This window comes from Acidobacteriota bacterium (assembly GCA_035471785.1).
Taxonomy (GTDB): Bacteria; Acidobacteriota; UBA6911; order RPQK01; family DATIPO01; genus JANQFM01.
The window spans coordinates 17,449-29,663 of sequence record DATIPQ010000159.1 but is presented as its reverse complement, the minus strand read 5'-3'; the positions used below and the strand labels follow the sequence as shown (position 1 = coordinate 29,663).

Annotated in this window: 9 protein-coding genes; 7 read left to right on the top strand and 2 right to left on the bottom strand. The window is 65.1% G+C overall.

All coding sequences use genetic code 11. The features are described 5' to 3' along the window. Both VLU25_22555 and VLU25_22550 read right to left on the bottom strand, forming a co-directional pair. Positions 1-303, bottom strand: a 303-nt coding sequence (locus VLU25_22555; protein HSR70723.1) for a hypothetical protein, incomplete at its 3' end; no start/stop codon positions are given. Between the two features lie 41 nt (positions 304-344). Further along, entirely contained in the window at positions 345-707 is a 363-nt protein-coding gene (locus VLU25_22550) for a DUF423 domain-containing protein (protein HSR70722.1), read from the bottom strand. Positions 708-807: 100 nt separating this feature from the next. Between VLU25_22550 and VLU25_22545 the strand changes: the two genes are divergently transcribed. From VLU25_22545 to VLU25_22515, 7 genes are all read left to right on the top strand, one after another. Beyond that, complete coding sequence (locus tag VLU25_22545) at positions 808-3,528, top strand: Npt1/Npt2 family nucleotide transporter (GenBank protein HSR70721.1); 2,721 nt, start codon at positions 808-810, stop codon at positions 3,526-3,528. A 59-nt stretch (positions 3,529-3,587) separates the two neighbouring features. Further along, on the top strand, positions 3,588-3,992 hold the full coding sequence (locus VLU25_22540; protein ID HSR70720.1) for a cyclic nucleotide-binding domain-containing protein: 405 nt from the start codon (positions 3,588-3,590) through the stop codon (positions 3,990-3,992). Positions 3,993-4,046: 54 nt separating this feature from the next. Then, entirely contained in the window at positions 4,047-5,714 is a 1,668-nt protein-coding gene (gene hutU, locus VLU25_22535; protein ID HSR70719.1) for a urocanate hydratase, read from the top strand. Between the two features lie 11 nt (positions 5,715-5,725). Next, a complete protein-coding gene (hutI, locus tag VLU25_22530; protein HSR70718.1) occupies positions 5,726-6,946 on the top strand; it encodes an imidazolonepropionase in 1,221 nt (406 codons plus the stop codon). 40 nt (positions 6,947-6,986) lie between these two features. Continuing rightward, positions 6,987-7,916: a formimidoylglutamase gene (locus VLU25_22525; GenBank protein HSR70717.1), complete on the top strand. Its 930-nt coding sequence runs from the start codon at positions 6,987-6,989 to the stop codon at positions 7,914-7,916. 21 nt (positions 7,917-7,937) lie between these two features. Then, positions 7,938-8,618 carry a DUF2461 domain-containing protein gene (locus tag VLU25_22520; protein ID HSR70716.1) on the top strand — a complete coding sequence of 227 codons (681 nt, stop codon included), beginning with the start codon at positions 7,938-7,940 and terminating at the stop codon, positions 8,616-8,618. Positions 8,619-8,746: 128 nt separating this feature from the next. Continuing rightward, positions 8,747-12,136, top strand: a complete 3,390-nt coding sequence (locus tag VLU25_22515; protein HSR70715.1) for a PDZ domain-containing protein — start codon at positions 8,747-8,749, stop codon at positions 12,134-12,136. Positions 12,137-12,215: the final 79 nt, after the last annotated feature.

The window sequence follows — 12,215 nt, the reverse complement described above, 5'->3', positions numbered from 1 at the left end:
GATGGTGATCAGGCGTCTGCGGGCCACCCGCTCCGACATGCGGTCGTAGCCTCTCAGGATGGGCAGCAGCGCCAGCGCCATGGCCGCCGAAGCATAGGAGGCCAGCTCCGCGCCGCCTGACTCCAGCGACATGTAGGCCTCGCGGGCCGGCTTGATGATGTAGTAGGCCGCCATGATGAGGAAGATGTTGAGGACCAGCAGCAGCGCCGTGACGGCCTCGTAGGGCTTGACCTCGGTAATGGGACTGAGCGCGCGGGCCAGCAATCTCTGCAGCGGTGAGGAGGACGAATCGGCTGAAGTCATGGCGTCATAGCATAACGCGGATCGCCTTCCAAGGCGACGCCTTACCGCAGGGCCGCCCAGGCCAGACACAGCCATCCGGCCAGGAAGGCCACTCCGCCGACGGGAGTGACGGCCCCGAGCCAGCGGGTGCCGGTCAGGCTGAGCATGTAGAGAGAGCCGGAAAAGATGAGGATGCCGGCCACGAAGAGCCAACCTGCCCACAGAGCGGACGGCTGCTGCAAGCGGTCGAGGACCCAGGCCGAGGCCAGCACGGCCAACACGTGCAGCAGGTGGTAGCGCACTCCGGTGTCGAAGATTTCCAGCATCTCCTGGGAGAGGCGGCTCTTGAGTCCGTGGGCGCCGAAAGCGCCCGCCGCGACGCCCAGAAATCCCAGCACGGATGCGGCCAGCAGCAGGTTTCGCATAGCGGGCTTATGCTAGCACAGTGTAGTAGACTGACAGGTCTTCCGGCACCCCCTTGGGTGCGGCGGCCGTCCTGCTTGGAACAGCCGCGTGGAGTGGCCGATGGATTTCTTCAGCAGGCTCTTGCAGGTTCGGCGCGAGGAGGCGTCCTCGGTTGCTCTGATGGCCGGATACTTCTTTCTGGCCATGGCCTCGGTCAACCTCATCAAGTCTCTGCAGAACGCTCTCTACCTGGGCCGCGTGGGATTCGACTGGCGTCTGCCCCTCATCTCCCTGGTTCTGGCCCTGGTGGCCGGTCCCGTCCTCATGCTCTACCGGCGTCTGGGCGATTCTTACTCCAACGTTTGGATCAACGGACTCACCCTGGCCATGCTGCTCCTCAACCTGATCCTCTTCAGCATCCTGTCGCAGGGGGGGCTGAAATGGGTCTACCCCCTGTTTTATTTGTGGGGCGGATTGACCAGCGTCCTGCTGCCGATGCTGGGTTGGGTGATTTCCTACAATCTTTACACCACGCGGCAAGCCAAGCGGCTCTTCAGCGTCCTGGGAGCGGGCGGCATCGCCGGCGGCATCTGCGGCGGATATTATGCCGTCTTGGCCGCCGGACACCTTTCCAGCGAAGCCATGATGCTGCATGTGGCGCTGTTGCTGGCGCTGATGCTGGGCGTTTTGATGGTGGTCAACCGCGCCAACAAGAGCGTCCTCAGGAGCCGTGAGCCTGCCTCGCGCTCCGCCTCTCCCCGCTCCCGCGGCGGGACGGCCCAAGGGCTGCGCGACCTCTTTCAGTCGCGTTACCTGCGCCTGCTGGCGGCCACCATGTTGATGACGGGCCTGGTCACCACCATCGTCGACCTGCAGTACAAGTGGGAGCTTCACGAGGCCTTCCCGGGCGGCGAACGCGAGATCGCCCGCTTCTTCGGCGGACTGCTGGGAACGGCTTTCGTCCTCTCGGCTCTGCTGCAGATCCTGGCCACCGGACGCATTTTGAGGCGCTTCGGCATCCGGGCCGCTTTGCCGGTGCTGCCGGCCTCCCTGCTGGGAGGCTCGCTGGCCCTGCTGCTGAGTTCGGCTTTTTGGGCCACGGTTTCGCTGCGCCTGTTGGACGGCAGCCTGCGCAACTCCATCTACCGGACCAGCGCCGAGATCCTCTTCATGCCGGTTTCGGGTCCTCATACGGTGGCGGCCAAGGGGGCCATCGACCTGGTGGCCTCCAGGGTGGGGGACGCGCTGGCGGCGGGCACCTTCCTGCTGGCGGTCATCTACCTGGGAGCCGGTCCCGCCGTGGTTGGACTGATGGTGGCGATTGGAGCGGCGCTGTGGCTGGGGCTGGCCCTGCGCGTCCACGACGGCTATTTGAAGGCGTTGCGCCAGAGTCTCGAAATCAAGGCCGATCCGGGCTCCCGCGAGGCCTTCCGCAGCGGCGAAGCGGTGGCCCAGAGAACTCTGCTCGAGGCGCTCAAGAGCGACAATCCGCACAAGGTGGAATTCGCCCTCACCCAACTGGCGGGACGCTCGGCCGAAGACGAGGACGGTACTGGAGCCTACACCATGTCGGGGGAGACCCTGCTGCAGAGCCTTTACGCCAGCGAATCGCCCGACTGGCTCAGCCAGGTGGAGCCGCTGCTGCAGTCCCGGGAACGATCGGTGGCTGCGGCCGCCTTCGCCCTCATGGTCCGCTATCAAAGCGATGAATATGGCGAGCGCCTGACCCGGGCCCTGTCGGGCGATCAGGCGCCGGCCCTGGTTTACCTCGACTACCTCAACCGCTTCGTGGGACGGCCCGGCCGTTATCTGAAGCCGCAAAGGGTGGTCCGCTGGTGCCGCGATGCATCCCGCGAGGAGGCGGTGGCGTTGGCGCAGTTGATGGGCAAGACGGGCGATCCGGCCTTCCGCCGCCAGCTCCTGAGCTGGGCCCGGGGCGGACGCAGTTACCGGGCCCGCGCGGCCCTGGAGGCCATCGGACGGTTGCGCGATCCCGAGGCCTTCGACCTGCTGGTCGCACGCCTGGCCGACAACTGGTCGCGCCTCAGCGCCCGGCGGGCCTTAACCTGCTACGGAGACGAGGTGGTGGAGCGCCTGCAGCGCCTGCTGCTCAAAGGCGACGTCGACCCCGACATCAAGCGCGAGATCCCCTACATCCTCACCCAGATCGACACCCACGCCTCCCGCGCCGGCCTGGTGGCCGCTCTCTACATGCCCGACGTCATGGTGTCTTACCGGGCTCTCAAGGGACTCAACAAGATTCGCCACGACAGCGATCTTTCCTACAACCAGGTCTCCTTTCTGCCGGTGCTGCAATTGTGGGCCAAGCAGTATTATCACCTGCTCAACCTGCGCTCGGCGGTGGGGGAAGGAGAGGACGCGGGCACTCGGCTCCTTCACGATACGTTGCAGCAGCGCATGGAATGGACCATCGAAAAGATCTTCCGCGCCCTGGGGCTCTTCTTCCCCGCCGGGGACGCCTATTTCTCTTATGTTGGCTTTACTTCCGACCGGCGCGAACTGCGGGCCAATGCCGTGGAGCTGATCGACTCGCGCATGCCGGCGGAGTTGCGCACCACCCTCCTGCCCATCTTCATCCATGACGAGGCGAGGCGGGTGACGGCCATCGGGCGCCGCCTCTTTTCGCTGCCTTCCGATCCGGTGCAGATCCTCACCGAGTCGCTCTTCGAGCGCGACCCCTGGCTCAAGATCTGCATCCTGGCGGCGCTGGCTCATCGCGACCCTTCTGCTTACCGGTCCAGGGTGCGTCAGGCCCTCAACGACGTCCATCCCCGCGTGAGGGAAACCGCGGCCTGGGTACTGGAGCAGTGGCGGGCCTGAGGGGCGCGGCCCAAGGGCGCTATGGCCCGCGGATGGGAATCCGGCTAGAATGAGGCGCGATGAACACCATCGAACGGGTGTTGCGCCTGCACGAGATCGATCTTTTTCGCTTGGCGGCCACCGAACATCTGGGCGAGTTGGCCGCCGTCTGCCAGGAGCTGACCCTGGACGCGGGCGAGATCCTGTTCGAGGTCGACGAGCCCTCCAGCCATCTCAACATCCTCATCGAAGGCAAGATGCAGTTGCAGAACGGAGAAATCGGCGAGCCCCGGGTGGTGGAACTCGCCTCCCTCGATCCTTGGGCCTTCTTCGCCCGCTCCACTCACAGAATGACGGCCCAGGCGCTGGAGAAGTGCAAGCTCTTCCGCATCGCCCACGAAGACCTGGTCGACATCCTGACCGCCGAACCCGATCTCTGCCTGGCTCTGCTGAGGCATTTGGCCGATCTGCAGTCGAAACACTGAACTCGTGCCCGTGCCGGTCGGGCTGTATGATGGTGAACGGAGGTGCGAATCGAGATGGAGTCTACCACCACAGCCGAGAAAGTCCGGGCGCCGCGCGGAAACCGGTTGTCCTGCAAGGGATGGCACCAGGAAGCCGCCATGCGCATGCTCATGAACAACCTCGATCCCGAGGTGGCCGAGAATCCCGCCGAACTGATCATCTACGGGGGCGGCGGCAAGGCGGCCCGCAATTGGGACTGCTACCGGGCCATCGTCTCGACCCTCAAGCGGCTCGAGAACGACGAGACCCTGCTGGTGCAAAGCGGCAAGCCGGCGGGAGTGTTCAAGACCCATCCCGAGTCTCCCCGCGTCCTCATCGCCAACGCCCACCTGGTGCCTCGCTGGGCCACCTGGGAAGAGTTCCGCCGCCTCGACCGCATGGGACTCACCATGTACGGTCAGATGACGGCCGGTTCCTGGATTTACATCGGGACCCAGGGCATCCTGCAAGGCACCTACGAGACCTTCGCCGAGTGCGCCCGCAAGCACTTCGGCGGCAGCCTGTCCGGACGCCTGCTGGTGACCGCCGGCCTGGGCGGCATGGGAGGAGCCCAGCCGCTGGCCGCCACCATGAACGGCGCCGCCTGCCTGGCCGTGGAGGTCGACGAAAGCCGCATCCGCCGCCGCGTCGAGACCGGCTACTGCGATGAGATGTCGAGTGATTTGGAGGAGGCCCTCGGCAAGCTGGAGGAGGCCCGCCGCGACAAGCGTCCGCTCTCGGTGGGATTGCTGGGCAACATCGCCGACGTGCTTCCCGAACTGGTGCGCCGCCAGGTCGTGCCCGACGTCCTCACCGATCAGACCTCGGCCCATGACCTGGAACGCGGATACATTCCCAGCGGCTATTCGCTGGAGCGAGCCGCAGCGTCCGCCGAGGACGATCCGCAGGGCTACCAGAAAGCCGTCCTCGACTCCATGCAGGTCCACGTCGAGGCCATGCTGGCGCTGCAAAAGGAAGGCGCCGTGACCTTTGACTACGGCAACAACCTGCGCGGACAAGTGGCCGACCGGCGGGGCATGCAAGAGGCCTTCCGGATTCCCGGCTTCGTACCCGAGTTCATCCGTCCCCTCTTTTGCCGCGGGGCCGGACCATTCCGCTGGGCCGCGCTGTCGGGCAATCCCGCCGACATCGCCGCTACCGACGAAGCCGTGCTGCAGACCTTTCCCGAGAAGAAGGCCCTGGCCCGCTGGATCCGCCAGGCCCGCCAGAAAGTCCGCTTTCAGGGCCTGCCCTCGCGCATTTGCTGGCTCGAATACGGAGAGCGGGCCGAGATGGGCGCCAGGTTCAACTGGCTGGTCAAGAAGGGCAAAGTCGAAGCCCCCATCGTCATCGGACGCGACCATCTCGACACCGGCTCGGTGGCCTCGCCCAACCGCGAGACCGAAGCCATGAAGGACGGTTCCGACGCCATCGCCGACTGGCCGCTGCTCAACGCCATGCTCAACACCGCCTGCGGCGCCAGTTGGGTGTCCCTGCATCACGGAGGCGGCGTCGGCATCGGCTATTCCATCCACGCCGGAATGGTGTGCGTGGCCGAGGGGAGCGAAACGGCCGACCGGCGCCTGCAGCGCGTCCTCACCGCCGACCCCGGCAGCGGAGTCATGCGTCATGCCGACGCCGGTTATGAAGAAGCCGTCGAAGTGGCCCGAGAACGAGGCCTCGACCTGCCCATGATCGACTAGCATCCCGACCTATGCCTCTACTGACCAACATTGCGGCCCTGGCGGCGTGCCGGGAGGGAGGCGGCCAAGGCGAGATCCATCTCATCGAGGACGCCGCACTGGCCTGGGAAGGCAAAGACATCACCTGGGTGGGGCCGCGTTCAGAGCGGCCTGCGTGCTTGAGCGATGAGCCCACCCAGGACGCCCGCGGCGCACTGGTGGTGCCGGGACTCGTCGACTGCCACACCCACCTGGCCTTCGGCGGCTGGAGAGCCGACGAATTCGCCCAGCGCATCGGCGGACGCTCCTACCTCGATATCGCCCGCGCCGGAGGCGGAATCGCCCGCACCGTCCGCCAGACCCGCCAAACCTCTTTCGACGACCTGCTGGCCCGCAGCCGCGGCTTCCTCGACCAGATGGCCCGCCTGGGCGTCACCACGGTGGAATGCAAGAGCGGCTATGGACTCGATCTCGCAAACGAACTCAAGCTGCTCAAGGTCTACCGCCGGCTTTCCCAGTCCCACCCCTTGCGCATCGTCCCCACCTTTCTGGGGGCCCATGTGGTGCCTCCCGAGATGCGCGACGACCGCCAGGGCTACATCCGGCTGCTCATCGAGGAGATGATCCCGGGGGTGGCCGAGGAAGGTCTGGCCGGCTTCTGCGACGTTTTCGTCGAAGACACGGCTTTCAGCCTTGAAGAAGCCCGCTCCATCTTCCAGGCCGGACTGGGCCAGGGGCTGCGGCCCAAGCTGCACGCCGACCAGTTGAGCGATAGCGGCGGCGCCACCCTGGCGGCCCAAGTGGGCGCCGCCTCGGCCGATCACCTGGAGTGCATTTCCAATCAGGGCATTCAAGACATGGCCAAGGCCGGAGTGGTGGCGGTCAGCCTGCCGCTGGCCTCGCTCTACCTCAACCAACCTGTCATGCCCGCCCGCAAACTCATCGAGGCAGGAGCGGCCGTGGCCGTGGCCACCGATTTCAATCCCGGATCGGCTCCCAGCTTCCACCTCCCCTTGGCCATGATGCTGGCCTGCACCCAGCAGCGCATGACGCCCGCCCAAGTCCTCAAAGGCGCTACTCTCTACGCCGCCCGCGCCCTCTGTCTGGAGGATCGAATCGGCAGCCTGGAGCCGGGGAAGTCGGCCGACTTCGCCCTCATCGAGGCCCCCTCGGTCGACCACTGGCTCTACCACTTCCGTCCCAACGCTTGCCTCGCCACCTACCGCGCCGGCCAAAAGATCGCGGCGGGATGAGCCTTGACCTGCGGAGGCGGGAACGGGGAGAATCTCGGGCATGGAGAATTTCGACGCGCCTGATGTTGTGCTGCCTCCCCACCTCGATGAGCCCGACCGCGTAGGACGCCTGCTGGGCAGCGGGGTGGACGAGCGCAACCCGGCCCGCGTCGTGCTGATGGGCTACCCCGCCGACGAGGGCGTGCGCCGCAGCGGCGGACGCGTCGGCACCAGCCAGGGACCCTCGGCCATCCGGCGCGAGTTCTACCGGCTCACCTCGGACGGGCGCGATCCCCGTCTGGGAGAGGTGCTGCGGCTCACTCAGGACCTGGGCGACCTGGTGCTATCGGGCGATGTCGAGCAAGATCAGAACCTGCTGGGAGCCGTCCTGGCCGGCTACCTCAAGGAAGACGTGATCACAATCGTCCTGGGCGGGGGGCAGGACGCATCCTTCGGCCACTTCCTGGGCCACGTCAACGCCCGCCGCAACGTCTCCATCCTGAGCTGGGACGCCCAAGCCGACGTGGCGCCCCTGCAGCAGGGAATGGCCCACCGGGCGACAGCCTTCCGTCAGGCTATGACCCACTCTTCCCAGGCCTGCCGCATGCTGACGGTAGCCGCCCTGCAGCCCCACCGCACGCCCTCGTCCTACCTGGATTTCGTCAACAACCGCGGCGGACGCTACTACTGGAAGCGCGGCCTGGACGGCGATCAGATCGAGGAACTCTACGCGCCCGCGACTCGTCTGATGGTGAGTTTCGACCTGGGTGCGGTAGACCAAAGCCAGGCTCCGGGAGTCGACCCTCCCTGCGCCGACGGCCTCGACGCCTCCCTCTGGCTGCACGCCGCCCGCCAGGCGGGACGCGTTCGTCACGTCACCTCGGTCGATGTCGTAGAATGCAACCCGCATCTCGACCCGTCAGGCCGGACCGCGCGCTTGGCCGCACTGACGGTTTGGCGCTTCCTCTCGGGACTGGCGGAACGCTACTGAGCTCTCACGGCGAAAGGAATCATGAGCGACTTTGAAGGATTTCCACGGCGGACTCTGACTTTCCTGCGCGATCTGCGCCAGAACAACAGCAAGGAGTGGTTCGACGCCCACCGCCCCGACTACGACGATCACCTGTTGGCTCCCGCCCGCTCCTTCGTGGAGGCCCTGGGCAAGCGGCTGGTGCTGATCGCGCCCCACGTTCACGCCGATCCCCGCGTCAACCGCTCCATCTTCCGCATCTTCCGCGACACCCGTTTCAGCAAGAACAAGCAGCCCTACAAAACCCACCTGGCGCTGTGGTTCTGGGAGGGCCGGGGAAAGCGCATGGATTGCCCGGGCTTCTACTTTCACCTCGAGCCTGAAAGGGTCATGCTGGGCTGCGGAATGTACCGCTTTCCCAAGGCCGCCCTCAAGTCTTACCGCCAGGCTCTCAAAGACCGCCGCCGCGCCGGGGAACTCCAATCCATCCTCGAAGGGCTGGGCGAGAAGGGCTATTCGCTGGGCGGAAAGCACTACAAACGCTTGCCCCGCGGATTCACAGCCGACCATCCCCAGGCCGAGTTGCTGCTCCACAACGGGCTTTACAGCGGTCACGAAAGCAAGCCTTCCGCCTCTCTCCACAAGCCCGCTTTCGTGGACGACTGCTTCCAGCACTACCACGCCCTGCTGCCGCTTCACCGCTGGCTGCTGGAAACAGTCTGAGCGAAGTAACTGAACCCTGTTACGATTTCAGCCGTTAATAGCGGTGCAGAGTTGTACGTCATCGTTTCTTGAGAATTGCTCGCTGGGCTTTCCCTGGGCACAACCATCAATCTCCGAGGACTTTTCCCATGACACTTTTCAGATTCGCGGGCTGGACATTGCTGGCGGCGTTGCTGCTGGGCACGGTCCTGTTCGCCAACAGTGCCGATGAGATCCGGCCCCATGCCGGCATGCTGCGCTATCCCGACGTCGGCACGTCGGATATCGTCTTTGTCTACGCCAATGACCTGTGGCTGGTGCCGCGCGAGGGCGGACAAGCCCGTCCCCTGGCCAGCCCCCCGGGCAGCGAGCAGTTTCCCCGCTTCAGCCCCGACGGACGCACCATCGCTTTTGTCGGCAACTACGACGGCAACCGCGACATTTACACCATTCCCGTGGAGGGCGGCATCCCCACCCGGGTCACCTACCATCCCTGGGCCGAGACGCTCAACGACTGGACGCCCGACGGACGCCTGCTCTTTTCCAGCACCGCCTTCTCGGGACGCGGATACCGCCAGCTTCTCACCGTCGACAGCCAGGGCGGACTCTATGAGCAGCTTCCCGTCCCCTGGGGCGGAGTGGGGGCCATCAGCCCCGACGGGCAATGGCTGGCCTACACGCCTCACGAGCGCGACTCCCGCACCTGGAAGCGTTACCGCGGCGGCATGGCCACCGACATCTGGCTCTTCAACCTGAGGACCAAGGAATCCAGGCAGATCACCGATTGGGAAGGTACCGACACTCAGCCCATGTGGCACGGGCAGACCGTCTATTATCTCTCGGACGCCGCCGACAGCCATCGCCTCAACATCTTTTCCTACGACCTGGCCAGCGGACGCACCACCCAGTTGACCGACGCCTCCGACTACGACGTCAAATGGCCCTCCATCGGGCCAGGGGCCCAAGGTGAAGGCGAAATCGTCTTTCAGTTGGCCAGTCGGTTGATGGCTCTCGACTTGAGCGACGGCAGCATGCGGGTCGTGCCCGTCTCCATCCCGGGCGACCGCCCGGAGATCCGTCCTCAGACGGTTGAAGCCGAGAAGTTCATCGCCGATCAGGCCATCTCGCCCACCGGCAAGCGGGCTCTCTTTTCGGCCCGGGGAGACATTTGGACGGTGCCCGCCAAGGATGGCTCGCCGCGTAACCTGTCACGCACCCCGGGAGAGGCCGAGCGCTATCCCCAGTGGAGCCCCGACGGCCGTTGGATCGCCTACTTTTCCGACGCCCAGGGCGAGTACGATCTCTATTTGCGGGAGGCCTCGTTGAGGGCCGAACCCGAGAAGGTCACCGACCTGGGACCCGGCTTCCGCAGAAACATCAGGTGGTCGCCCGACTCCAAGAAACTGACCTTCGACGACGAAAAGAGCCAGTTGATGCTCTTCGACGTGGAGAGCCGCCAGGTCAAGGTCATCGACAGCGATCCCTTCGGCGGGACTCCCGTGGTGGGGGGCTGGTCGCATGATTCGTCCTGGATTGCCTACACGCGCAGCGGCGAGACGATTCTCTCGGCGGTCTTTCTCCACAACGTTGAAGAGGGCGTTTCCCATCAGGTCACGTCGGGATTCTTCAACGACACCTGGCCCACCTTCGACCGCAAGGGGGACTACCTCTATTTCGCCAGCAACCGCGAAGTCTCCGGTCCCATCTACGAGTCGGTGGGAACCACCTTCGTCTACACTCAAACCGACCGCCTGCTGATGGTGCCTTTGCGGGCCGGCATGGCCTCTCCCCTGGCTCCCAAGAGCGATGAGGAGGAGTGGGAAGAGGAGGCCGAGAAAGCCGAGAGAGCCGAAGAGAAGGACGAGATGGCCGAGGATGGCCAAGAGTCCGCTGAAGGCGAAGAGCCGATGGCTGAGGAACCGGGTTCAGAGGACTCCGGGAAGGACGAGGAAGGCGAGAAGAAAACGAAAGAGCCCCTCAAGATCGACCTGGATGGATTCGAAAGCCGCGCTATCCTGCTCCCGGTGGACCGAGGCAATTTCATGGGGCTGACCGTCAACGACAAAGGCCAACTTATCTATGCGCGGCTTCCCGTCAATCTGCCGGGCAACAAGCCGGCCGTTCAACTCTTCGATGTCAACGACGTCGACAAGGGCGAGCAGACCGTCATCGAGGGAGTCGCCGGGTTCGCCGTTTCGGCCGACGGAAAGGCCATCATGGTTCAGCAGGGACCGCGCAGGGCCATCCTCAAGGCGGCCCCCAAGCAGAAGCTGCAGGATGCCCTCAAGCTGGATGCCATGACGGCCACCATCGATCCGCGCGCCGAATGGCGTCAGATTTTCATGGACGCCTGGCGCTGGCAGCGCGACTTCTTCTATGCCGCCAACATGCACGGCGTCGACTGGCCGGCGGTGCGCCGCCACTATGAAGCCATGCTCGAAGACTGCGTGACCCGCTCCGACGTCGATTTCGTCATCGACGAGATGATTTCCGAGCTCAACGTGGGACATGCCTACAACGGGGGAGGCGACTACGAAGACGAGCCCCGCCGAAGCGTGGGCATGCTGGGAGTCGATTTCGAGTTGGCTGACGGCGCCTACCGCATCGCCCGCATCATCGAAGGCGCTTCCTGGGACGCCGACGCCCGCAACCCACTCAGAGGCAACGGGGTCGAGGTGGAGGAAGGCGACTTCCTGCTGGCCGTCAACGGGGTGGAACTCGACCCTTCCAAGGATCCCTATTCCGCCTTTCAAGGCTTGGCCGACCAGACCGTCACCTTGACCGTCAGCGATACTCCTCAGTGGGAAGACTCGCGCCAGGTGGTGGTCAAGCTGCTGCCCCACGAGGGCAACCTGCGCTTTCGCTCCTGGGTGGAGGCCAACCGCAAGTACGTGGAAGAGAAGTCGGGCGGCAGGCTGGGATACATTTACGTCCCCGACACCGGACAGCGGGGACAGAACGAACTCTTCCGCCAGTTCTACGGGCAGATCCGCAAAGAGGGCCTGATCATCGATGAGCGCTGGAACGGCGGCGGGCAGATCCCCACCCGCTTCGTGGAACTGCTCAACCGTCCCGTCACCAACTTCTGGGCCATCCGCTACGGCCAGCCCTTCGTCTGGCCGCCCGACGCCCATCACGGACCCAAGGCCATGCTCATCAACGGCTTGGCTGGATCCGGCGGTGACGCTTTCCCCGCCTATTTCAAGCAGGCCGGGTTGGGACCGCTTATCGGCACCCGCACCTGGGGCGGACTGGTGGGCATTTCCGGAGGTCCCCGCACGGTGGACGGAGGCCGCACCACGGTTCCCAGCTTCGCCTACTACGAAACCGACGGCACCTGGGGCATCGAGGGCCACGGAGTCGACCCCGACATCGAGGTTGTGGCTGATCCGGCCTTGATGCAGGACGGGTCCGATCCTCAGATCGATGCCGCCATCGACTACCTCCTGGCCGAGGTGGAACGCAATCCCTTCCGCTGGGTGCCCCCTCCCCCGCCGCCCGACCGGTCGGGAATGGGCCTGCCCGAGGAGGACAAGTAAGACCTCCGATCCCACGGGGCTCCCGCGGGAGCCCCGTTTTTTCCTGCCTGATAATTCTTCTCGGATGGCCACGTCCGGC